Raw genomic sequence first — 24,328 nt, 5'->3', positions numbered from 1 at the left:
TGACCGATTTTTAAACTGAAAATGACCTCCCACACCCACACTTTATCTTTTCTTTTGGATTCATAAAAATAAAGCTAGAGCTAAATTTATGCTGCACATAGTCCATAACAGCACCTAAAAGAAAAAAAATAGCCTTCTTATCAATAAAAACACTCACATCACCTGCCAAAACAACCTCATCAAAATCACTTTTAGAATAAGCATAATCAACAGAATAAGAAAAACCTGAACATCCACCACGCTGTACTCCAACCCTTACTCCACAAGCCATATCATCTTGCAATAATAATTCTTTTATTCGATTAACAGCCCTTTCACTTACGTGCAATATTGGCCCTTTACTTATCACTTCCTTCATTTTTCTGTTTTGACATATAGTCGTCAACAGCAGCTTTAATGGCTTCCTCAGCTAATAAAGAACAGTGTAATTTCACAGGCGGAAGAGAAAGATCTTGAGCTATTTGAGTATTTTTTATCGCATTTGCATCATCTACAGTAGCGCCAATCAACCATTCTGTTACCAAAGAACTAGCAGCTATTGCTGATCCACAACCAAAAGTTTTAAATTTAGCATCAACGATGATACCTTCTTTCACCTTTATCTGTAACTGTAAAACATCACCACACACGGGAGCTCCAACTAATCCTGTACCAACATCTTTGAGACTTTTATCCAAAGAACCAACATTTTTCGGATTATCGTAGTGCTCCAAAATATTCTTGCTATATGCCATAATGCTACACGGAAACGAGTTAATATGGGAGATTATATCACCACATATACACATTAGCAAAAAATACAGCGCACTAATTAATGAGAAGACCACTGAACTGTGTTCAAATCCACACCTTCTTTCACCATCTCCCATAAAGGACTCATCTGTCTAAGTCTCTCCACTTCTGGAATAAGTTTTTTCGCTACGTATTCCACCTCTTCCAAAGATGTGTATCTACCAAATCCAAAACGTATAGATGTGTGAGCTAAATCTTCTCTCACGCCCATAGCTCGTAATACATAAGAAGACTCCAAAGAACCTGAAGTACATGCAGAACCAGAAGAGACAGCCACACAATTTCTCATAGCAAGTATAAGCGACTCACCTTCAACGTATGCAAAACTCACATTAGCATTTCCGTAATATCTCGAATGCAAGTCACCATTGATTACAACCTCAGGAATGTTAGATGTTACAATGTCGGTGAATGTCTTGTATAGCAGTTTTACGTGCTCTGAATCTTGGTACATATTAGCAAGAGCAATCCTTGCAGCTTCACCAAAACCTACAACAAGCGCAGGAGACAACGTTCCTGATCGCATCCCATACTCCTGACCACCACCATGAATCACTGGAACAATCCTTACTCTAGGAGCCCTTCTTCTAACATACAAAGCTCCTATACCTTTTGGTCCATAAATTTTATGAGAAGAAATGCTAGCCAAATCTAAGTTCAATTTTTCGACATCAATAGGTATTTTTCCAAAAGCTTGAGCAATATCAGAATGAAAAAATGTACCTTTACGTCTACAAATTTTCCCTATTTCCTCTAGCGGTTGGATTACTCCTGTTTCGTTATTAATAGCCATAACAGAAACGATTACTGTATCTTGCCTGATAGAAGATTCCAAAACATTTAAATCAACTAGACCGTTTGTTTGAACTGGGACATAACTAACCTCCCATCCTTCATGTTCTAAAAATCTGCAAGTTTCCATAACGCACTTGTGCTCCGTTTGCAAAACAACTATATGGTTCTTTTTCCCACGATAAAAATAAGCAACACCTTTTATTGCCATGTTATTTGCCTCCGTTGCGCCCGAAGTAAAAACTATTTCTTTTGACCTTGCTCCTATAACATCTGCCACTGCTGTTCTTGCAGGTTCTATCACATTTTCTGCTGCATGACCAAAAACATGTGTCTTAGAATGAGGATTACCAAATTTACCAACAAAAAAAGGCATCATAACATCCAGTACTCCTGGAGCTAAAGGAGTAGTAGACTGATAATCCATATATATAGGCAACCTATTAGCCCTTGTTAGACGATCTTCCAACTCTTCAAGAATCACGAAATAAACCTAAAATAGGTGACTTCAACCACGCTGATTGTATACGACTTCCCAGGCTTTTACAAACTCAACAATATGCTCTTCTGTGGTATCGTATCCAAGACTCACTCTAATCGAACTACGGATTTCATCCTCGCTCAATTGCATAGCCTTCAATACATGTGAATATGTCATACTGCCAGAAGAACAAGCAGAACCCATGCTTACCGCAAAACCAAGCATATCAAATCTCATAACTTGAATTTTAGCGTCCACATATGGCATCATAATGCAAGAAGTATTAGGTAATCTTTCCATATCTTGACACCAAAATTTTACATTTTCACACACCTGAGAAATCAAATTTTCCATAATATCTCTCAATTTACTTACATGCTGCATGTAATTGCGTACATTATTCACAGCTTTACTCAAGGCCTGAGAAAAAATTGCAGCATGTAAAACGCTTTCTGTACCGGATCTAATACCAAATTCTTGTCCACCACCCTTTGTATAAGTTTTTATAGAAAAATTCTTTCGAAAAATTAGTGCACCAATGCCTGCCATGCCGCCTATTTTATGAGAAGAAATAGACATGCTATCACAATCTAAATCTGAAAATTGTACATTCAGCTTGCCTACACATTGAACACAATCAACATGCACAAGTGCATCATGCGACTTTGCAACGCTTACAATATCTCTTATTGGTTGCACAACACCGGTTTCACTATTTGCTAACGAAACACACACTAGAGGTTTATCACCCCTTCCTTTTAGCAGTATTTTTAACAAATCGAGATCAACGATACCTTTACATGTCACAGGTATAATACGACTTGTATCTTCAATACATCGCAATGTAGAAGCATGATCTGTAGCAAGAGCGTAAGCGTTACTACAACTATTTACAGCAATATTATTTGCTTCCGTCCCAGAACTTGTAAAAACTAAAGAATATTCTCGTATATTCAAACCCAATGTTTGTAATATTTCCCTTCTAGCATTTTCCAACACCCCTTTGGCAAACCTTCCAAAATAATGAATAGATGAGGGATTTAAAGGAAATAGCATGATTTCCTTCATGCTATCATACCAATCAATGCATGGAGAAGTAGAATTGTAATCCAAATATATAACTTTTTTCTTCATAAACTTGTACTAATTTACTCAGATTGCGCTATTTGCCCACTAAATCACAAAGCATTAATTTGATAATAGACAAGATGATAACAATGCTACGCCTTAATATAAAGGTAAAAAGCGAAGCAATTTGAGTTGAGGGTGAGTAAATATTCTGTTAGAATTCTACGCGTCAATTTGGTAAATGTCAGCCAATTTGTAAGTATTATCTGTTTGTCAATTCAAGTGCTTGTATAAGATGTCTGAACTTTTTTTTTATGGGCCTGTAGGAAGAATAGAAGGTAGGCTATACAAGGCTTCCTCAAATACAGAAAAAGTTGCTCTTGTTTTACATTCTCACCCCTTATTTGGAGGATCACTCAACGATCCGGTAGTGCAAACCATGAAAGATGCTTTATTAGAGAATGATTACTCTGTGCTTGCTATCAACTCTAGAGGAGTAGGAAAATCACAAGGTCAATTTGAAGATGGAGTAGGAGAATTAACAGATGCCGCAGCGGCTCTGGATTGGCTAGAAAACCATCATCCTTCTGCTAGTAATATTTGTGTATGCGGTTTTTCATTTGGAAGCTTTATAGCTATGCAATTGACAATGAGAAGACCAGAAGTATCGCATTTTATCTCTATCTCTCCACCAATCACTAAATATGATTTCTCTTTCTTTCCTAGATTTCCAATAACTGGATTGGTTGTACAAGGTACAATGGATAGTGTAACAGAAGAAGAAGAAGTTCGAAAATTCTTCGATCCAATCGTATCAAACGAAGACTCAAATGTGCAATATGTAACAGTTGAAAATGGAGATCATTTTATGCGAGGTAAGCTACCTGAGTTAAAAAATCTGATATTTGAACATTTAAAAAATTTACAAATACACACTTCAATTGTTAGAGATAAAAATTCTTCGGACAAGCATTTACACAAAATACTTAAATCTTAAATGATTATAGACATCTGATAAATAATTATTAAATCTGCGTATGCCAAATATAGACGATAAAGAAGAAAAATCAGAACAAAATAAGAAAAAATTTGACACAAAAGAAAAATCCGATCCAAAAGAGAATTTAGTAGGAAAGAGACATCATGAACCAGATCTTGACAAAAAATTAAGCGAAGAAGAATTAAAATCAGCCTTAGTAAATACGCAAGAACGCTTGTTAGCGGCTCTAGCTGAAAATCAAAATATGCGTCGTAGACACGAAGCACAAGTAGCTGAAATAAAAATGTATGCTACCACAGAAATATTTAAATCTCTTTTACCTATTATGGACGGCCTAAGTAATGCTTTGAATAATACAGAAGAAAATGTGCATTTGATGAAAGAAATTGTACAAGGAGTACAAATGACAAAAGATGAATTGTCTAAGATTTTTTCTAGATTTGGTGTCGAAGTTATAGATCCAAAACCTGGAGACGCGTTTGATTGCGAATTACACAACGCTATATCTAAAGTAAAAAATGAAAATTATCCCAAAAATTCAATAGCATCGCTTATGCAGGTAGGTTACAAATTCAAAGATAGATTATTGAGGGCTGCGTTAGTATCTGTCGTTGAATAGCAATGCGACGAGTATTTTTTGTAATTATTTACGCTTTAACAGTCAATTTTTCAGCATCGGCATCAGAATCATCGACGATAATACTCGACATGGTGCATGTTACAGCAACAGGAAACAATGAACACGAAGCCAAAATAGCTGCTCTACATTACGGAAGACAAAACGCCCTGAAATTAGCACTAAAAACAAAAGAGATTGTTTTATCAGAAAAACAGGTATCACAAGTACCATACCACAAATTACGTGATTGTATTAATATTAAAGAAATAAACAACGAATCATTGTCATCAGTTAGTTATTGTGCAGATGTAACGTTTTCCTGCTTCATGCCTAAGATACTAAATTTAGTATCTTGTTATTTTCCTCAATATAAACATCTTGCACAAACTTATGAGGTACTAATACCATTAGTGAAAAGAAATACTCGCTTATACTCTTCTAATACAAATTGGCACAGTGCCTGGCAACGCAGTAAAAAGGATTTAAAAATTTTAGGTGTCAGTGTAGTACAAGTACCTCTTAGACATACAAAGGCACGCTATGAAGATCTAAGAAAATTATTTCCTACAATGATAAAGGATACAATAACTCTTGCAACAGAAGAGTTATTTTTTATATCAGAGGGTATTTTCAAAGTTGAAGTTCAATATACAGTTCTATCACAAAATACAAAAAAAGAATTTACCAAAACGTACAATGCTGCGTCTGAATATCTAGCATTACAACAAGCTGTAACAGAATTCATAGATGCTTTACGTACTAGAAAACCTTCCAATGTGACTGTTCGATATAAAAATAAAGCTAAAATTATAACTTGCTCTTTCGATAATAAAGAATTTTCGGAACAATTAGCACTGCAATACTCTAAGATATATGGCACAATAGTAAAAATGCAAAATATTAAAGGCACAAGACTTATCACAGTGAAAACGTTGTTAAATGAGAACGAATTAGCAGAGGAAATGTTTATAAGAAAACTTAGTTATTACAAAGAGAAAGATATGTATAGTATAGTACGAAGATGTAACTAAGAGATATATAATACTAAATACTAGGAAAGATGACTGAGAGGCTTAAAGTGCACGCTTGGAAAGCGTGTGTACGGTTTTCCCGTACCGCGGGTTCGAATCCCGCTCTTTCCGCCAATTTTATTAGCAACATATTATCTACCCCTTCTCTTCATTGCTTCTTCACGAATTTTGACTAAGCGTAAAAATTCTTCAAAAGCATAAACAAGAGAATCTACAAAGCCACAAAATCCAAAAATAAAATACCTTCTTACCATATACATAATAAATAGCTTATAAAACATACCAATTATTATTCTACAAATAGAAGGATAACCATCACCATTACGCCAATACGTACCATGGGCATTAATTCCAGAACTAAGATTTGCCTGTTCTACAAGAGCGCCTAAGCTAATACTAGAACGAGAAGTAACAATTCCTTCACATGGATATACAGAGTGTTCTACATCATAGCACTTGTCTGAAACAAAGATAGTCTTGCCATCTTTAACTTCAACACTACTCTTACCTTTGGTAAACAACCGATTATACAGCCTAATAGAGCAAAATGAATATGCTAAACGTCTTATTAAAAAATCCGACCTTCCCATAGTCATGATTTTAAAACTATAGGCCTGATACATATCCTGTATATTACCGTTAAAGATATATCCTACTTCATTTTGTAAATCTAAACTTATCTCTTCATTTGCACGCAAAAGCAAAATCCAATCATTTTTACAGTGACATTCTATTAAACTTCTATCTTCTAACTTAAAGACATCCAGTGCTACAACCTTAACTCCCATAGCATTTGCAAGTGCAACAGTATTATCAGTACTACAAAAATCGAACACGTAAATCTCATCTACAATAGACGGAAGACATCTGATTGCTCTTCGAATAGACCATTCGTGATTTCTAGAAAAAATACATGCGGAAATAAGACCCATACCTGTAATTACCTTAACGTACAGCTAGCTAAATTTATGTAAAAGATGTGAAAATATAAACACTAAAGAGTCCGATACCTCCTGCCAAATTTTGAACCTACCAGATGATCCAAAATGTCCAGCGTCCATATTGCATTTGAGCATAATGATATTATCGGAAGTGTTATACTGTCTTAGTTTTGCCACCCATTTGGCAGCTTCCCAATACCCAACTCTTAAATCCTGCATAGAAGTAATTGCAAAAATGCTAGGGTAGCTTTGTTGAACAACATTTTGAACAGGACAATACGATTTAATATAGTGAAAATATTTTTCCTCTTGTGGATTACCCCATTCTTCATACTCTATCTGCGTCAAAGGCAAAGAGGGATCCAGCATAGTATTTAAAACATCAACAAAAGGAACATTTGCAACAGCGCATTTATACAAATCTGGCCTCATATTTACGACAGCACCTACTAACATGCCACCTGCACTACCACCTTCTATTGCTATACGCCCGATACTGGTATATCTACTCCGTATCATATATTCAGTACAATCTATAAAGTCATAAAAAGTATTGTGCTTCTGCAAAAATCGTCCCTCATTATGCCAATCGTACCCTAATTCCCCCCCTCCTCTCACATGAGCTATAGCATACACAAAGCCACGATCTACAATAGAGATCGCTGTATTACTAAAAGAAGGATCACGAGCGATACCGTAAGAACCATATGCGGTCAAATATAAAGGATATGATCCATCTTTTTCAAAGCCTTTTTTAAAAAATATTGTCATAGGCACAAGCGTGCCATCTCTAACCTTAACCTCTACCCTTTCTATAACATAATTATTAGAGTCAAAACCAGAAGGAGGATTTAACACCTGTAATAGTGTCAATTGATTTTTAGAGAAATCATAAGAAAATGTCGTAGCAGGAGTTGATAAAGAGTTATATGAGACCCTTATATCGTTCAAGAAATAATTAACTGAATAAGCAGAAGCATAATAAGCAGGATCCGGAAAGTTTATAGTGTTAACGGCACCTGAATCACAAGCAACAACCCTAATTAAAGGAACGCCTTTATCCAGGTATTTTAATACAATGAAGCTTTCCGTAACATCAAATTCATCCATATATAAAGACGTATCTTCGATGTAATTGGTCCACATGTCTACATTACACACATCTTCAACAGACACCTGCGCAAGTCGAAAATTTCTATCCTGATCATTGGTACGTATATAAAATTTACCTTTTCTATGATCTACATAGTATTCTACATCCCGCTCCCTTTGTCTTATAAGAACAGGAGCAGTAGTTACATCATCTGATGGAATGAAGTACCATTCATTGCTATTTGCCCCAGAGACAACAAAAAAAATATATTTACGGTCTGATGAATGGGTAACATATACGAAAAATCTGCCATCCAGTTCAGTAAGAAGCAGGTAATCATCCTCATTTTTGAACAAAAAATGATAGTAAATCTTATCACTTTTTGACTGTTCATTTAATTTATCATAACAAAACCCCTTGCTATCAGCACTCCAAACAATATTGCCAGCACTATCATTTATAGTGCAAGATACATGCTCTTGCGTATCTAAGTCTATAACTTCTATAGAATAATGTTCATCTCCTTTGTAATCTACAGAATATGCAAGGTACTTGTGATCAGGAGATACAGTAATGCAACCTACTGAAATAAAGTTATGGTTTTCAGACAACACATTTACGTCCAATAGAACTTCCTCCTTTGTAGGCGAATCAATATGAGAACGCAAAAAAATTTGATAATCTTGCCCTTGTTCATATCTAGTGAAATAATAGTAATTATCCTTTCGTACAGGTGGGGTAGTATACTCCTGCACAATCCTACCTTTAAGCTCAGAAAAGATTGAATTACGCTGCTTTTGCCATTGCGTCAAATACGCTTCACTGTATTCGTTTTCACGATTCAGATGTTCTATTATATCCGGTTCAGTAACAATATTATTGGGCCACGCTTTATCACGCATCCAGCAATATTCATCAAGAATTTCATAACCAAAACATTCTGTTCTTGTTAATTTTTTCATCACAATGGGAAAGTTTTGACTCATAAACACCTATTTAATGCAATAAAATGGCAAATAAACACGTAGTACATTCTACAATAATCATCATTAAAAAACAGTTTAAACAACATAACTATTCAACATATTAATTCAAAAAGAATCACGAAAACGTTAAAAATGTATCAACTATAAGTAATATATTTTATGATTTTTAATTTTTAAGTTGCATAATTTTATTATACACCTTAGAGTGCTATGTAGATGATATAAAAAACTTAAAGTTAAATAATATGTCTGATGTAAAAACAAACATTATAATCATAATGATGCTTATATCTCTATGTGCAATGCTATTTGTTACTCTGTTATACAGAAAAAAATATGTATCTCAAAACATTAGAGTCTTACACCTAATCTTATCCAACTCTTTTGTTACAACTTTATTATCCAAAATCTCTACTTTACATGACACAGATGCTCTACCAACAATTCTCAATAACATAAAAGAATTCTTTCAATTCAAAACTATCTCTCTATACCAGATAAACAATGGACACCTAACGCGAATTATAGAAGACGTAAAAAATTCTCACATAAAACACTATTTAGAAAAAAACTTTGAAGTTATAGAAAAATCTACAATTAATGACACTTACTACAGCTCAATCATAGATGAACAAGCAACAAAGGTTTACATAGTACCTATAACACATAAAGAAAAGAAATTAATCTTGTGTATGTCAGAAACCAAAAACCAAGAATTACTAAGAACAGATTGGGAAATTATCACAAAAACTATAAAACAAATAATAAGGATCTATATAGAAATGCAATCACACGCTTCATCTACAATAGTAACAACGAATCAATCTTCAACTTAAATCAACAAGAGAATGAGCCCAAGAAGAACTATTACCAGCCCCCATAAACACTATAGAAGATCGAGAAACAGAATGAGGTATTTCCGCAAAGTTCATATCTAGTTCTTTTTTTAGCTGTGCAACAGATTGAACATATTTGCAATTATCAAGCTTATCTACCAAATGCATAGAAGTAATATCTTCATCAACTTCTTCCCATGCATCAAACACAGAAGTAACGTACACAGCAGACACACCAGATAGCACGTCAACAAAGTCATTTAACAAGGCCTTTAACCTTGTCTTTCTATGTGGTTCTATCACAACTATCACTCTATCTACGTCCAAACCAGACTTTATTGCACGCAAAACAGCGGCAATTTCTGTAGGATGATGAGCATAGTCATCTATGACTAACGATCCTTGATAATTACCTACTATATTACATCTTCTAGCAACACCTGCGTATTTCTGAAACACATTTTTGTCAAAAGGTATTCTCAAACCTAAAAAGACAGAAAGAACAGCTAAGCAGTTAAGAACATTGAAATCTCCAAAAGCATTAAAAGAAATATCCTTAATTACGTAACAACCAGAATCACTTGTAACTTCAAGATTATGCATATTACGCGACTGTGAATGTGATTTAACATAACTTCTCGCAAATTCCTCAGGACTAAAATTTACATATTTACTCCCCTGTGATATAGCAACGTCAAAAGTAGTAGATCCATCGTTATACCTTATGTTAATAGCTTTAACATCTAAGTCGGAAGACTTAATACCATAACTAATTACCATATTATTATTTTCCAGAGACATATTAATTAAACTTCTAGTGCACATATCATCTCCACATGCAACTACAAACCCATATTTTGGTATATTAGACATAAACTGAAAAAAAGCCTTCTGTATATTGTAAAAACTTCCGTCATAATTACTAAGATGATCTTTATCAATATTTGTTATAATAGCGATATCAGGCTTTAGTTTTAAAAAAGAACCATCAGATTCATCACCCTCTACCACACATACATTATCTTTTCCAATATATGCATTTGTGTTCCCTGACATCATTACCCCACCGTTTATTACAGTAGGAGATATACCACTATATTCTAAAGCTTGAGCAAGAATAGTAGTAGTAATTGTCTTACCGTGAGATCCAGACACTGCAAAACAAAAATTCAACCTAGCAATGAGAGATAAAATCTCTGACCTATGCAAAACTGGAATATCCATCTTTCTTGCATATACAATCTCTGGATTATCTTTAGATATAGCAGAAGAAAAAACAACGCATGAAGCGTGCTCTACATTACTTGCATCATGTTGTGAAAATACCCTTACTCCTAAAGCCTTTAACTGCTGCACAAATTTACCATTACCAATATCAGAACCAGTAACAGTAACATTTGACTCCACTAATACCTTAGCTATGCCACTCATTCCTGCTCCACCTATACCAACAAAATGTACAGAAGAAGAAAAAATAGTAAAAAATCTTTTATCAACGCAAAATGTCATAAGATCACCTAAAATGTATACTTGATAAAAATGTCTAAAACATCACAATGACAACAGAAGATACAACCAATTCTTCATCATCTGATATAGAGAGGCTGATACTATGTCGAGTATAACGACCAACTTTCAACGCAGGCCATTTGCAATCTGGCACAACAACAAAAGGAGCGCCAAATTCATCATGCCGAACAATTATATCATGAAATGATAATATCTTACCAATACCGAAACCAAAAGCCTTAGCTACAGATTCTTTAGCAGAAAATCGCTTAGCTAGGTATCTTGGCTTATTATTGACCACATGAAACAAATTGATTTCTTCTTCATGTAGTATCTTTTGAACGAAACGCTCCCCGAACCTCTCAAATACTCCCTTTATTCTAGACACATTAACGACGTCCACTCCATTCTTCACTATCATTGTACAATCTTTTAACGGAACAAATGCAACTTTGACTATTTAATTTTGAAATAATATTCCTGATTTGAGTAACATTACTAACTTTTATAGAAACAATAACTTCCAAGCTATCTATCTTACCCAAACACGATCTTATATTTTGTACAACAGCACAACATTTACAAAGAATTCGCTCAATAATAGCAAAACTGTCAACATTTTTAAGAGTTAATACTTTTAAGAAAGCCAGATAATTCGATTTTCTTTTTATATTTGCCCACTGTAAAAACACTATATTACAATCGTAAGCCATGTTAGATAAAGTACTACAATTGCTACGATGAATAGTTACACGACCTAAATCATCTTCTTCTCCTAAAATGACATCACCTGGAACTGGGTGACAACACGTAGCAGAGATAACAGCAGAATTTTTAGATTTACCTTTAAGTAAAGTTTTTAAAAACGGTATGTGAGAAAGCAATATTTTTAACTTATTATACAGACCATTATGGTAAATAAATGCCTTATTATTTTTATCAATATATGACATCAATAACCTAGGACTAATTTGCCCTTTACCAACTAAAAAGAGAAACTCTTCTTTATCATTTGCACCATAACTCTGCATAATTTTACTTATAACGCCTTCGTAATCATCTGCCCTTATAATCTCAAACACACGATGCATAACACGATTGCCTTCTTCTATATAATGCTTTTTTTCTTTTTTTAAAAAATAATCTTTTATATATTCTCTCACTCCATAATCGTTGACATAAAACTGAGAAATAAAATCTATTGTATGATTTTTTTCACTATACACTTCAACTAAATCACCATCAGATATTACTTTCATCACAGATGCTGACTTACCGTTAATCTTACCTCCATAACAATGCATACCAATGTCATAAGATAACAAAAATGCCACGTCTAAAAGAGTAGAACCATGGTTAACCATAAGTGTTGTGCCATCAGAAAGAAAACATTTCACTTTATAAAACGAGTGGCTAACATACAAAATATCGCCAAAAGCATTTCTCTCAGATATGTTTAAAATATTAGATTTTGAAGATTTATATATCCAGTGTGCTGCTAAACCATATTCAGCAAAAATATGCATCTGTTGAGTACGAATTTGAACCTCAACTCTTCTTCCAGAAGATTCTATTACCACAGTCTGAAGTGATCTATAACCATTATATTTAGGAGCGCTAATATAATCTTTAAAATATTTGTAATCAGATATGTATTCTTTGTGCACTATACCTAGCACTTTATAACAAGCGTCTATGGAATTTACTATCACTCTAAATGCTATCACATCACATAATTCGTCTATTGACTGATGCTTAGCTAATATTTTTTGCCAAATTGAATACGGAGTTTTTTTTCTGTATTCTAATTTATAAGGAATTTTAGCATTAGATATAGCATTACTTAATCTATCAGATACAGACTTACCAATAGCATCGTACATATCTCCATAATGAGACAAAAAACTAGATATTGAATCCCGAGCATCAGGATATAGAATGCCAAAAGATTTATCTTCTATTGAATCTTTTATACAAAACATACCAACTCTAGATGCAACAGGAGCATATATACGAAGACCATCTAATGCCAAAGCAATCTTTTCATTTTCCCCCAACTTATCTTCCATATCCATCTTGCATACATAAGTTGCTATACCGATAAAAACAGCCTTATCAATTATCCCTTCTAAAACAAAATCACCAGAATATACAATCTCAGATAAAAGCTTTTTATGATCATCTGGAGCGATAATACGAGACATACAAGTCAAGTATTCTTTTTTCAACAAACCGCTTACATCACGATTTGCTAGTACCTTTTCCTTAATTGGATAATAAAGTATAGATAATAAAACAAGATCAAGGTCAAAACCCTTTTTTGCGGCAAACACACCAACATAAAGACTACGCAAATAAGCCTCATAACGCTCTTGCGAAAAACATTTGCTACGAATTAGATCAAACGCAAAATTCAAACAAGAAAGATCTACATTTTTCCTGTCTTGTACTAGATGTACAACTTTTTGCTCCAGAGATGAGATGCCATTAAGCGTACCCCCATATTGATACGAGAGTGACATACAAAATCTTACGTATCATCAGATGATATAGAAAACCCTTCAAGATCACTACTTACATAAAAAGCAGAATTATCATCATTAGAGTCATCATTAAATAATGTATCTTTGCAATACTCATGTAACACAGTCCTATCATCTCGCGCTTTATCAATGTTATCACTCACCTGTCTCATCTTTGCCTTAATTTGCGCAACATTCACTAAACCCTTGCCAATCTCTTTAAGGGCAACTACATGACTTTTACTTACTAAAGCGTTAGAAACTAGACCAATTGAACCGGTGGGCGAACTGACAACATCGTCCAGTTCCGTCTCTTCACCAGATTCTAACTCTCTAGCTCGGTACACCGCTACAAGAACTAAATCAAATTTGTTGTCTATCTCTTTATTTTTTAAACAATCTTCAACAGTTACCCTGGCCATAAATTTTGTACCTGAAATATAAATCGATTAAACAGCCTATCAACAGCAAACTCACGGGCATTTACATATCCAAAAAAAAATGCCAAAATCCCTCCTAACACCTACTAATGTGATGTTAGAACAGTCCCAGGTATTCTATCCCTTATACAATCTCTAGTCAAATTACGAATAAGTGAATAACACAGATAAAGACACATCCCCAATTATCATAACAGATTGCTACGGTTTCATTTTTAGAGCTTATTATTCTCATCCAAAACTTTCTAATCCCTTAGGTGAAGAAGTGGGAGCAATATACGGATTTATGTCAATGCTGCTAAAATTGCTTATTAAGTTCCATCCCTCTAAAGTAATTTCTGTTTTCGACGGAGGAGGTAAAAACTTTAGGCATGAAATATACAGCGAGTATAAAATGCATAGACCAGAGGTGCCAGATGATCTTAAAAATCAATTGATAAATATAGACCAGGTACCTAAAGCGCTCAACATAACAACTTTCAAAAAAGAAGGATACGAAGCAGACGACATAATAGCATCTTTGGTAAAAAAATTTGGCACAAACAATTCGATAATAATAATGTCGTCTGACAAAGATTTAATGCAATTGGTAAATGATAATGTGTCAATGTTTAACCCTACAACAAATCAGCACATTTTTTCAAAAAATGTAGAAGAGAAATTTAAAGTTCCACCACACCAAATAAGAGATTACTTATCAATTGTGGGCGATGCAGCGGACAATATACCAGGAGTAAAGGGTATAGGTCCAAAAGGAGCAGTAAAATTATTGCAGCAATTCCATTCTCTTGCCAATATCTTCGACAATATCAACTCAATTCAAGGAAAAACAAAACAGTTATTACAAACAAGCCAAAATGAGGCCTGGATGTCACAAAAACTTACTACCTTAAAAGATGACATACAATTAGAACTAGAAGAAAAGGATATAACATGGACCATACCAGACAGACAGCAAGTAATGACTTTTGTAGATTTACATGATTTCAGATCTCTTGTACCAAGGATAAACTCTCTATATAACATGAGTTCTTTATATACCTTCGCAGAAAATGAAGTACAAAAAGAAATAAAAGAGTACAAAACAACTATAATACAAACCCCCAAGCAGTTAAAACAATACCTTGAAAAAAGCTTAGAAAACGGCTACTTGTCACTATATGTGAGTGATACTTCACCTCAAAGAATATTTTTTAGCACAGAAGAACAAACTTGCGCTGTGCTAAACATAGAAAGAAAAGTAATACCACAAGAAATGGAAGATGTGTTATTTAATTTCTTAAAAGATGACAGTATATTAAAAATTACATATGACTTAAAAAATCTCTTTACCCTTTATCCATCTTGGGTCAATAACGTTGCCGCTGCAGAAGATTTATTGCTCATGAGGTACGCTATAAATACAAAAAATACTTCAAATATCAGTGTAATAGAAGCAATAAGGCAAACTGTAAACATACAATTACAAGACAGCCATTCACACATGATTACTCTTTTTAAAGAAGCACATAAAATATTGGAACAACAATTATTGTCATTAAACACGTTATTTTTATATCATGAATTAGACTTACCAATGGTGAAAATATTGGGAGAAATGGAACAAAGTGGTATATTAATAGACGTTGCGAAATTACGTAAACTAAGTGAAGAGTTAAAAACAGAAATTCTAAAGCTAGAAAAGTGTATACACGACATATCAGGAGCAGACTTCAACATATCGTCTCCAAAGCAATTATCTCATGTATTGTTTGATGTATTAAAGCTACCAAGAGGTAAAACTTTATCTAAATCACACATAACAAGTACAAACGTCGACACACTCCAAGCACTTAGCAAAGATGGTTTTGTAATAGCGGATCTAATACTAAAACATAGACATTTAACAAAACTGAAAAACACCTATACAGATGCTATACCACAACAAGTAGATCAAAAAACAAGTAGGGTTCATACAACATTTTCCCAAACTATCACTAACACAGGAAGGCTAAACTCAATTAAACCCAATTTACAAAATATACCTATCAAAACGCAACTAGGAAAGAAGATAAGGGAAGCATTCATATCCAATAAAAATCAATACTTAGTCAAGGCAGATTATTCACAAATTGAGCTGAGAATATTAAGCCATATAGCAGATGTAAAAGCAATGAAGGAAGCGTTCAGTAGCAACGTAGATATACATACAAAAACAGCATGTCAAATTTTTAAAGTACAAAAGAATCAGGTGTCAGAAGAATTAAGGAGGAAAGGGAAAATAATAAATTTTAGTATAATATACGGTAGTACAAGCTTTGGATTAGCTAAACAACTGGAAGTTTCTACTACTGCGGCAAAACAATATATCGATCGTTATTTAACAGAGTATCCAGAAATTTCAACTTATTACGAACAGACTATAGCATTTGCAGAACGTAACAAATTTGTTACTTCGATGTTTAATAGAATATGCTCTGTAGAACAAATAAATAGCACTAATCATCATGTAAAAAATTTCGCCAAGAGAGCAGCTATTAACGCCCCTATTCAATCCACTGCTGCAGATATAATGAAACTTGCTACAATAGCTGTATCAAAGAAGCTCAAAAACTTAAATTGCAAACTTCTGCTACAAGTACACGATGAATTAATTTTTGAATGTGATGAAAGTACGCTAGAAGTGTGTGTACCAATTATGAAAAACGAGATGGAAAATATAGTGAAATTAAGTGTACCCATGGTAGTTAATATAAGCTATGGTAATAATTGGAAAGAACATCTGCAAATAATCTAAGAAATGAGCTAACTTGCGATTTTCCCCCTCTATCTAACCTCGAGAAACGGAGCTTATTGTCTTAAAAGACCAATTGAGATACAATCTTGGCACTTTTTGGACAGTAGAATTTATATTAATTTTTTGAATAATGTTTAACATATCAGTGATTAGCGTGCAATTGAAAAAACTCCGCGCATCTTGCCTAAAGATAATACTTGCATTGCTTACCATTACAATAGCATTTACATTATGTAGTTGCTCTAAAAAGAAAAGCGAAGAGATTGTATGCGGAGTAACAACAGACAACTATCCATACACGTATCAAAAAAATAAAGATGCAGAAATAGAAGGGTTAGAAATAGACCTAGTGAAAGAAATTGCTAAACGCATGAATAAGAAGTTAGTATTACGCCCACTGTCAGTACCATCAATATATGAAGAACTAAAGAAAAACAAATTAAGTTGCGCAGTTGCATGTTTGGCTACAACAGAAAAGGATATAAGAAATGTCGAATACTCCATACCATACAGAAATATTAAAATTGTAGTTGTAGCAAGAAAAACAAAAAAAATTAAAACTGTAGACGACTTGTTTAGTAAGATAATATCAGTGCAAGCCTCTTCCATAGGTGAAGAAGTAGCCAAAGCTGTAACATCAAGTATTTTTGGTGTCATTATTAAGCCAGTAAAAGACTGCTCTATGCTAAAAAAAGACTTAAAAAATGATTCTGTAGATGCGGTTATAATAGAATCAGAGCAAGCGAACAACATAATAACAGAGATGCCTGAGACAGAAATTGCATGTAGCCTAGAAAGTGAAACATCAGAATCGTGTAATATAGCTATAGCTTGTGCTAAAAATTCTCTCATAAAAAAAGAGTTTGACGCTGTCTTGACAAAGTTGATAGATGAAGGATTTGTCGCCTCATTACGGCAAAAATGGCTACAGAAAAGGAATTATAAAGAAGATTGATAGATAATAAAAAAACTCATAGCTGCCGTAGAGTTGAATTACAGCTATTTAGAGTATACACTCAAATGAATATTGTACCTGAAAGTTAAAAGTAACATTTTCCAGATGAAAATATTAGGCAAAAATCCTCTAATAGGAACGGTTAGCATTAGCGGAGCAAAAAATGCAGCCTTGCCAATAATAGTTGCAAGTATACTAACAGACGATTCCATTCATCTTTCTAACCTTCCGCATATCTCTGATGTATTTGCACTCATCTCCATGCTAGAACAAATGAATGCGAAAGTGAATATATGCAATTCAAAATACGTAGGCACTATACGCTGCAGCAATTTACAACATACTCCATTGTTCAATTCTGATAAATTACGTGGATCAATATGGTTAATAGCAGCTTTACTGGCCAAGTATAAAAAAGCAGAAATAGCAATACCCGGTGGATGTAATTTAAATAAAGGGGAAAGAAAAATCGAAATGCACCTATCGGTTTTAGCTGCAATGGGAGCAAAAATACACATAAATACAAGAACAATAAAAGCAATTGCACCAAGAAACGGACTCATTGGTACATACTTTAAATTCAGAATCCCCTCAGTGGGAGCAACCATAAGCGCAATATTAGCAGCGACATTAGCGCAAGGTACAACTCATTTAGTAAATTGTGCAATAGAACCAGAAATCTTAGATATGTGCAATATGCTCAAGAAGATGGGAGCAAAAATAACAATGACAAACGAAAGGGAATTCATCATAGAAGGGGTAAAGTCTCTTCATGGAACATCGCATAGAGTTATGGCGGATAGAATAGAGGCATGCACGTACGCTATAGCAGCTGCAATTACAAATGGTAATATAGTGTTGAAAAATATCGAGTATGATGTTATAAAAAATGTCTTTAATAAGATGGAAGAGGCCGGTGTTCAAGTAATAAACTCAGATGAAGGCATTTCTATATCACGAGCTACACAACAGTTTAACTCAATACACATAAAAACTGATCCTTATCCTGGCTTTCCAACCGACGCACAGCCACTGCTTGCTATATTAATGTGCGTTGCTACAGGCAAAAGTACCATAGTAGAAAATATATACGATAATCGATTCTTGTATACGCACGAATTACAGAAAATGGGAGCAAAGATTTCTGTAGACAGCAGTAACACATTTTGCACTATACAAGGCACAAAAAGCTTAAAAGGTGCAAATGTGAAAGCATATGATTTACGCAGCGGAGCAGCTATGATCCTAGCAGGGCTAATGGCGGAGGGAGAAACAATTATAAATGATTCTTTCCTGGTTAACAGAGGATACTACAACATTGTAGAAAAGTTGAGAAAGTGTGGAGCGCAAGTACACTATACAAACCAAGATACAGCAACAAACGTCACACAAGAAATTAAAAGGGATGTAAAAAACGAAAAATTAGCTTTTTCAACCTAGATACATTCTTTTATAGAGGATTTAAGCGTGAAAAGAAAATATTACTTGATCACAAAAACGAATTATCCTATCTCTAATCTTAGTCGCAACATTAACTGTTGTCTGCAGTTCTTTCAATGTTAATACCGCATCTAAATTCGACCCTTTATCAACAGTAACATCGCGAACGACACTCTCAAAATTAAAAACTTTCTTTTCTAAAGGAGCAATACAGCTACCTTTACTGCTGCGCTGAATATCATTGCTGTAAGACGTTGCAACCTTATTATCACAATTACTTTCCAAGCATTCTCTTATTTGTTTATAATCCTTCATGATTCTTTGAAATTCGCCAACAGCATTGTTATACACCTCTTTATCGACAACATTGCTAGGCAGCAATGCAAAAGGACTGATTTTAGAAATATTCACAGTCATTTTAAAATTCCAGTAATATTGTTTAGCATATCATACGATATCTTCATCACCTTAAGATTAGCGTTGTAGTATATCTGAGCTTCAGAGATATCAGCTTTCTCAATATTAGAATCAATATTAGGTAACACTACATAACCATCTGAATTAGCGGAAACATGCTCAGGATCATATACATACCTATACTTGCTTCTCTTTTTATCTAAAGTATACCGGGCAGTTAACATATTCATTTTACGCTTCTTACTATAAGTATTCTTAGCAACTACAACTTTCCTAACGTACAACTTTTTCTTATTAGTAGCCGGAATCGTAGAATTAGCCAAATTTTCTGAAGCTGCTCTAATTCTTTTAGACTGCAACACAGCCCCATTACTTGAGTGCCGAGCTGCCTTTTTCAACTCATCCGCCAAGGTACTATTAAAAAACAGAAAAAGAACCACAAAAGGTACAATTCTTTTAAGCATCATTACCTTTACACACAGAGTTCCTGATATCAAAAATGCCGTTTAATAATGATAGTAACAAAGCATGCTTGGTAGAATTGGAAGAAATAGCAGAATTCTGCTCAAGAAGATTAACATCGTTGCCATTAGGCTTTTGCTCAGAATTCATATTCGTAACAGAAGCAGAATTACCGATTTCGCTGCACACGGAAATATGACGATCATGTGTTTTCGTACAGACAGCGCCAAAAGCTTTGTTTGTTTTATCCAAAGCAAACGGTTGCAAAGTTTTAGCACGAAAACATGGGGTATTAATATTAGCAACATTACGAGATAAAATAGCATGCTGCTCTTCACAATGAGAAATAGCCTTAGTTAGAAACGATTGTAAAAAACTTGGTCCAAAAATCATACATCAACTTTCCTTGAATTTTTATCTTCTTTCACATCGCTAGTAGAAGACTTAAAATCCAACAAGGCGGATTTAGCAAGCTCTTCAGATTTCGCAATATTTACCAAAATCTCAACATCATCTAAATCACTATGCAATGATACAAAAACAGGATGAACGCCCAAATGCCTTATAGGCATAGATAAAACAACATCCCTTACATCAAGAACAAAAGTAAGACCACACTCTGATGCAGAAACGTACTCATTCACAGCATCAGTAATATTTCTCTTTGTAACAGAACCAAAAAGCCTTCCATCATCACCTGCATTTCGTATAAATGTAACATCTTTTCCAGATAACAAATCAAAAACCTTTACAGCAATCTTCTTTGCCTCAGCATTACGTGCAGCTACTTCTTCCTTTTTACTATTAATGCTTTCCAAATTCTCCTTTGTACCTCTCAATGCAATACCAGACAAAACCAAATACCTACCATATCCAGCCTTAACTGAAACAACATCTCCAGGATTCCCCAACTTTCTGACCGACGAAAGTAACACTACATCCATCTTCATAAAAATATCACTCTTCTCCTATTAAAATAGATCACATCTAAAACTGTAACAAAGATAAAAATCTAGCAATTTTCACAGCTCCTTTCAACTTCTTCTGGTTCTTTGCACACACACCAGTAATTCTTCTAGGCAGGATACGCCCTCCATCAGAAGTAAATTTGCTCAATAAATCAGGATTTTTGTAACTCACGTCTTCACGTGCTGCTAACAAAGGACAACCTCGTTTTTTTCTAAACAAGGCCCTTTTAACAATCTTCACCTCCTGATCGGAGCTATTAGAAGAAGAAGAATTTTCTGTACTAAACATAAAACTAACAACTTTACTTGTTCAAATTTTCAGCTAACTTCTTGAAGCAGCCCTACCACTAGTCGTTGCCCCAGATGTAGACTCCTGAGACAAAATAGCAGAAGGCTCACTAGACATATTACTAACTCGCAACACTATATACCTTAGCAAATCACTTGACTTAACCAACTTTCTTTTCAACTTTTGAATAGACTCTGAGTCAGCTTTCAAACCAAAAAATAAATAGTGACCACGTTTAAAGTCTTTTATAGGATACGCCAACTTACGAAAACCCCACACCTCTCTTTTTATAACTGCTTTTTCAACATTTAAAGAAGTGCTCAGAATATCCAAAGCTATCCTATCGGCATCTTCAGAACTCACAGAACCTTTCACAACAAGCACTAACTCATACAATCTGTCAGCCAAGTCAGTAAAGTTCGAACGATTTTCCTCAGGCATATTTTTCACAACACAACTTACTATTTATTATTTAGTTTTTATTTATAAACGAAATGACTCCAACACCAAAGAGCTACGCGACGATATTACCATCAACAGCAAAACACCGCAAGAGCAAAGCGGTACTTTAATTAAACAACACACAAAAGCCAATATCAATGTAATTTCTACACTCTCTAAATATATTCTTGCTTCTACAATCAACATTTTAACTTGCCAATTAACGCACCTCAGCGTAGCATCTACAACTAATAAATTAGATACATAATACTTGTTTATAGTTATTTATATGGATTCTTTTATGAGAATAATTACTACCTTATTCGTATTGCTTACTGCCAGTAATACATTAGCTGCTGCAAACGCAGAGGAAATAAAGATTATCAGAGTAGTAAACTCTTCTCCCATAACAACATACGACCTAGATTTAAGAAAAAAAATAATACGTTTTCTTTATAAAGAAATGTCATATAACCATTCTGCAGTAAATTTAGCGGGGGATATGTACAACGTCAGCTTAGAAGATTTTGCTTTGTCTGACATATCAGAAGATATTATTTTAAAAAAGTATCTAGAGAAGATACCAAAGAATATTCAAAAAATCGCAAAAACGCATACTCTAGAGGCAGAAGTCTTACTGCATCAAATAGTCGATATGAATAATCTATCCGAAGAAAAATTTAGTACGCTACTAAATGATAACTATTTACAAAAAAAAGACATACTAGAATACCTAACAAAAAAAATATCTAGAGCAAAGATGACAGAGTACGTTTTAGAAGGGATAACGGACGTGAAAGAACAAGAGGCAAGAAAAATTCTCTCATTTTCAAATAAAGATAATCCAATCCAAGTAAAATATATTGAGTTTGATGGAACAATAGGAGCAAAAAAACAGTTAGAAAACCTGAGAAACAATAAAAAATTTAAAAAAGTCGCAAATATTGCAAGTAAGAAGGCAATAACAAGTATATATCAAGATAAAATGATATCAGAAATGGAACCAGAAATAAAAAAAGCGATATATACGTTACCAGAACAGGAATATAGCAAAATATGGAAATCTCAGGGATATCAAAAAATGATTTTTTTACAGAAAAAAAGGATGCTTGAATTAGATCAAAAAGATATAGAAGATACAAAAACAGCAATTTCAAGTCTACAAAAGGTAATAGAAGGAAGGGTGCTGTATAATCTTTTATTAGAGCGGTCGCAAATTTACGAAATGAAAGAACCATCTTCAGGCAACAAAACATCACTCACAAAGTGAAAACAAAACACACCTACCTAAAAAAAAGTCTAGGGCAACATTTACTGTTAAGTTACGCTATGTGTGACAAGATAGCACTATCATCTCCTGAGGTGAAAAATTCTTGCATTCTAGAAATAGGCCCAGGAACGGGACATTTAACAAAATCTATTATAAAGCTAGGCCCCTCAAAATTAATAGCTATAGAAAAAGATACACGCATGAAACAGTATCTTACCCCTCTACAAAGCCGTTGCAAAGTATTAGAAGTAATTTATGAAGACATACTTGCGTCAAAATTTTTGCTATCGATATCAGAACCGACAAATATTATTGCCAACATACCTTATAACATTTCCTCTCCGATACTCCTTTTCATAGTACGCAATGCAAAAAAAATCCGTTCCGCGACTATTACTTTACAAAAAGAAGTAGCAGAACGAGTATGTGCTAGCCATAACACGAAAAAATATGGAAGGCTAAGCGTATTATGCCAGTCCATTTTTCATTGCTCTAAATTAATGGATATTCCAAGGCAATTCTTTTATCCAACGCCTTCGGTAGATTCATGTACCATCTTGCTCACACAAAAAGAATATCCCATTCCTACATCGCATCTAACGGCACTAGAAAACATAACTAAAAGTGCCTTTACACAACGTAGAAAAATGATTAAAACCTCCCTTTCCAGAGTCTGGAACAACACTAGTTGTATTTTTAATGCTTTATCCATAAACGGTAACATACGAGCAGAAAACATATCAGTAGACCTGTATGTACAATTAGCAAAACATTGGATAGAATGCGGATGTAAGGAGCTTTTATACAGTGATGCATGACTAATAAATACGATGACAATAATGTTTTCGCAAAAATATTAAGAGGAGACCTACCATCTGATAAAATATATGAAGATGATTTTATTTTGGCATTTAAAGATATACAACCAGTAGCAGAGGTACACTTACTTGCCATACCAAAAAAACCATACATTGACATGCAAGATTTTATACATAGATCTTCAAATGAAGAATTGAGATATTTTTTTAGTACTATAGAGAAAATAGCAACAATATCAAAACTTGATGATGGATACAGAATAGTATCAAACTTTGGAAAACATCAGCTTATTCCTCATTTTCATGTTCACATAATAGGAGGAGAAATAGATGCTATGTCTAAAAAAACTAAAGCACAATTGCTGAAAAAGCTTTAACTATA

General features: G+C 34.0%; 26 protein-coding genes and 1 tRNA gene. 11 read left to right on the top strand and 16 right to left on the bottom strand.

Annotation, left to right across the window (positions count from 1 at the left end; translation table 11 throughout):
- Positions 1-10 precede the first annotated feature (10 nt).
- The 4 genes from FZC37_RS01270 to FZC37_RS01255 all read right to left on the bottom strand — a co-directional run bounded on the left by FZC37_RS01270 (position 11) and on the right by FZC37_RS01255 (position 3,199).
- The gene (locus FZC37_RS01270) at positions 11-358 is read right to left on the bottom strand and encodes a HesB/IscA family protein (protein WP_148951927.1); all 348 of its coding nucleotides are present in this window, start codon (positions 356-358) and stop codon (positions 11-13) included.
- Positions 339-734, bottom strand: coding sequence for a Fe-S cluster assembly scaffold IscU (gene iscU, locus FZC37_RS01265; protein ID WP_148951926.1), 396 nt, complete (start codon positions 732-734; stop codon positions 339-341). Before iscU ends, FZC37_RS01270 begins: the two co-directional genes overlap by 20 nt.
- 77 nt (positions 735-811) lie before the next feature.
- Positions 812-2,023 (bottom strand): IscS subfamily cysteine desulfurase, encoded by a 1,212-nt coding sequence (locus FZC37_RS01260; protein WP_281286403.1) that lies wholly within the window; start codon positions 2,021-2,023, stop codon positions 812-814.
- Positions 2,024-2,092: 69 nt separating this feature from the next.
- Positions 2,093-3,199: a cysteine desulfurase family protein gene (locus FZC37_RS01255; RefSeq protein WP_148951925.1), complete on the bottom strand. Its 1,107-nt coding sequence runs from the start codon at positions 3,197-3,199 to the stop codon at positions 2,093-2,095.
- 229 nt (positions 3,200-3,428) lie between these two features.
- Between FZC37_RS01255 and FZC37_RS01250 the strand changes: the two genes are divergently transcribed.
- The 4 genes from FZC37_RS01250 to FZC37_RS01235 all read left to right on the top strand — a co-directional run bounded on the left by FZC37_RS01250 (position 3,429) and on the right by FZC37_RS01235 (position 5,897).
- Positions 3,429-4,130: an alpha/beta hydrolase gene (locus FZC37_RS01250; protein WP_148951924.1), complete on the top strand. Its 702-nt coding sequence runs from the start codon at positions 3,429-3,431 to the stop codon at positions 4,128-4,130.
- A gap of 40 nt (positions 4,131-4,170) precedes the next feature.
- On the top strand, positions 4,171-4,752 hold the full coding sequence (locus tag FZC37_RS01245) for a nucleotide exchange factor GrpE (RefSeq protein ID WP_148951923.1): 582 nt from the start codon (positions 4,171-4,173) through the stop codon (positions 4,750-4,752).
- A gap of 2 nt (positions 4,753-4,754) precedes the next feature.
- The gene (locus tag FZC37_RS01240) at positions 4,755-5,783 is read left to right on the top strand and encodes a hypothetical protein (RefSeq protein WP_148951922.1); all 1,029 of its coding nucleotides are present in this window, start codon (positions 4,755-4,757) and stop codon (positions 5,781-5,783) included.
- A 23-nt stretch (positions 5,784-5,806) separates the two neighbouring features.
- Positions 5,807-5,897, top strand: a tRNA-Ser gene (locus FZC37_RS01235).
- A 17-nt stretch (positions 5,898-5,914) separates the two neighbouring features.
- On the opposite strand, the gene FZC37_RS01230 is transcribed toward FZC37_RS01235, so the two are convergent.
- Entirely contained in the window at positions 5,915-6,715 is an 801-nt protein-coding gene (locus FZC37_RS01230; protein ID WP_148951921.1) for a glycosyltransferase family protein, read from the bottom strand.
- Between the two features lie 24 nt (positions 6,716-6,739).
- Entirely contained in the window at positions 6,740-8,803 is a 2,064-nt protein-coding gene (locus FZC37_RS01225; protein WP_148951920.1) for a S9 family peptidase, read from the bottom strand.
- 245 nt (positions 8,804-9,048) lie between these two features.
- Here FZC37_RS01225 and FZC37_RS01220 point away from each other — a divergent pair, with 245 nt between their 5' ends.
- The gene (locus tag FZC37_RS01220) at positions 9,049-9,639 is read left to right on the top strand and encodes a hypothetical protein (protein ID WP_148951919.1); all 591 of its coding nucleotides are present in this window, start codon (positions 9,049-9,051) and stop codon (positions 9,637-9,639) included.
- On the opposite strand, the gene FZC37_RS01215 is transcribed toward FZC37_RS01220, so the two are convergent.
- Genes FZC37_RS01215 through rpoZ form a run of 4 tightly spaced genes read right to left on the bottom strand, consistent with a single transcriptional unit; the run spans position 9,631 to position 14,092 of the window.
- Positions 9,631-11,148, bottom strand: a complete 1,518-nt coding sequence (locus FZC37_RS01215; protein WP_148951918.1) for a UDP-N-acetylmuramate--L-alanine ligase — start codon at positions 11,146-11,148, stop codon at positions 9,631-9,633. The genes FZC37_RS01220 and FZC37_RS01215 overlap by 9 nt on opposite strands.
- 34 nt (positions 11,149-11,182) lie before the next feature.
- A complete protein-coding gene (gene acpS / locus FZC37_RS01210) occupies positions 11,183-11,569 on the bottom strand; it encodes a holo-ACP synthase (protein WP_148951917.1) in 387 nt (128 codons plus the stop codon).
- On the bottom strand, positions 11,538-13,670 hold the full coding sequence (locus tag FZC37_RS01205; protein ID WP_148951916.1) for a TGS domain-containing protein: 2,133 nt from the start codon (positions 13,668-13,670) through the stop codon (positions 11,538-11,540). Before FZC37_RS01205 ends, acpS begins: the two co-directional genes overlap by 32 nt.
- Positions 13,671-13,678: 8 nt before the next feature.
- Positions 13,679-14,092, bottom strand: a complete 414-nt coding sequence (gene rpoZ / locus FZC37_RS01200; protein ID WP_148951915.1) for a DNA-directed RNA polymerase subunit omega — start codon at positions 14,090-14,092, stop codon at positions 13,679-13,681.
- Positions 14,093-14,264: 172 nt separating this feature from the next.
- Here rpoZ and polA point away from each other — a divergent pair, with 172 nt between their 5' ends.
- The 3 genes from polA (at position 14,265) to murA (ending at position 19,281) form a co-directional block, all read left to right on the top strand.
- On the top strand, positions 14,265-16,886 hold the full coding sequence (gene polA / locus FZC37_RS01195) for a DNA polymerase I (protein ID WP_148951914.1): 2,622 nt from the start codon (positions 14,265-14,267) through the stop codon (positions 16,884-16,886).
- Positions 16,887-17,016: 130 nt separating this feature from the next.
- Positions 17,017-17,841 (top strand): substrate-binding periplasmic protein, encoded by an 825-nt coding sequence (locus FZC37_RS01190; RefSeq protein ID WP_148951913.1) that lies wholly within the window; start codon positions 17,017-17,019, stop codon positions 17,839-17,841.
- A gap of 105 nt (positions 17,842-17,946) precedes the next feature.
- Positions 17,947-19,281 carry a UDP-N-acetylglucosamine 1-carboxyvinyltransferase gene (gene murA / locus FZC37_RS01185; RefSeq protein WP_148951912.1) on the top strand — a complete coding sequence of 445 codons (1,335 nt, stop codon included), beginning with the start codon at positions 17,947-17,949 and terminating at the stop codon, positions 19,279-19,281.
- A 21-nt stretch (positions 19,282-19,302) separates the two neighbouring features.
- On the opposite strand, the gene FZC37_RS01180 is transcribed toward murA, so the two are convergent.
- The 6 genes from FZC37_RS01180 to rpsF are packed head-to-tail and all read right to left on the bottom strand — an operon-like array spanning position 19,303 to position 21,858.
- Positions 19,303-19,698: a hypothetical protein gene (locus FZC37_RS01180; RefSeq protein WP_148951911.1), complete on the bottom strand. Its 396-nt coding sequence runs from the start codon at positions 19,696-19,698 to the stop codon at positions 19,303-19,305.
- Positions 19,695-20,165, bottom strand: coding sequence for a flagellar basal body rod protein FlgC (locus FZC37_RS01175; protein WP_148951910.1), 471 nt, complete (start codon positions 20,163-20,165; stop codon positions 19,695-19,697). Before FZC37_RS01175 ends, FZC37_RS01180 begins: the two co-directional genes overlap by 4 nt.
- On the bottom strand, positions 20,155-20,553 hold the full coding sequence (locus tag FZC37_RS01170; RefSeq protein ID WP_148951909.1) for a flagellar basal body rod protein FlgB: 399 nt from the start codon (positions 20,551-20,553) through the stop codon (positions 20,155-20,157). The genes FZC37_RS01175 and FZC37_RS01170 overlap by 11 nt, the downstream gene beginning before the upstream one ends.
- Complete coding sequence (gene rplI / locus FZC37_RS01165; RefSeq protein ID WP_148951908.1) at positions 20,550-21,110, bottom strand: 50S ribosomal protein L9; 561 nt, start codon at positions 21,108-21,110, stop codon at positions 20,550-20,552. The genes FZC37_RS01170 and rplI overlap by 4 nt, the downstream gene beginning before the upstream one ends.
- Positions 21,111-21,147: 37 nt before the next feature.
- Positions 21,148-21,417 carry a 30S ribosomal protein S18 gene (rpsR, locus tag FZC37_RS01160; protein WP_148951907.1) on the bottom strand — a complete coding sequence of 90 codons (270 nt, stop codon included), beginning with the start codon at positions 21,415-21,417 and terminating at the stop codon, positions 21,148-21,150.
- Between the two features lie 33 nt (positions 21,418-21,450).
- Positions 21,451-21,858 (bottom strand): 30S ribosomal protein S6, encoded by a 408-nt coding sequence (rpsF, locus tag FZC37_RS01155; protein WP_246120991.1) that lies wholly within the window; start codon positions 21,856-21,858, stop codon positions 21,451-21,453.
- Between the two features lie 289 nt (positions 21,859-22,147).
- Here rpsF and FZC37_RS01150 point away from each other — a divergent pair, with 289 nt between their 5' ends.
- Genes FZC37_RS01150 through FZC37_RS01140 form a run of 3 tightly spaced genes read left to right on the top strand, consistent with a single transcriptional unit; the run spans position 22,148 to position 24,323 of the window.
- Positions 22,148-23,128 carry a hypothetical protein gene (locus FZC37_RS01150; RefSeq protein WP_148951905.1) on the top strand — a complete coding sequence of 327 codons (981 nt, stop codon included), beginning with the start codon at positions 22,148-22,150 and terminating at the stop codon, positions 23,126-23,128.
- Positions 23,125-23,946 carry a 16S rRNA (adenine(1518)-N(6)/adenine(1519)-N(6))-dimethyltransferase RsmA gene (rsmA, locus tag FZC37_RS01145; RefSeq protein ID WP_172619326.1) on the top strand — a complete coding sequence of 274 codons (822 nt, stop codon included), beginning with the start codon at positions 23,125-23,127 and terminating at the stop codon, positions 23,944-23,946. The genes FZC37_RS01150 and rsmA overlap by 4 nt, the downstream gene beginning before the upstream one ends.
- On the top strand, positions 23,943-24,323 hold the full coding sequence (locus FZC37_RS01140; protein ID WP_148951903.1) for an HIT domain-containing protein: 381 nt from the start codon (positions 23,943-23,945) through the stop codon (positions 24,321-24,323). The genes rsmA and FZC37_RS01140 overlap by 4 nt, the downstream gene beginning before the upstream one ends.
- Positions 24,324-24,328: the final 5 nt, after the last annotated feature.

This window comes from Candidatus Sneabacter namystus (assembly GCF_008189685.1).
In the GTDB taxonomy this organism is placed as follows: domain Bacteria; phylum Pseudomonadota; class Alphaproteobacteria; order Rickettsiales; family Rickettsiaceae; genus Sneabacter; species Sneabacter namystus.
The sequence above is the reverse complement of the archived record's forward strand: the minus strand, read 5'-3'. Positions and strand labels throughout refer to the sequence as shown.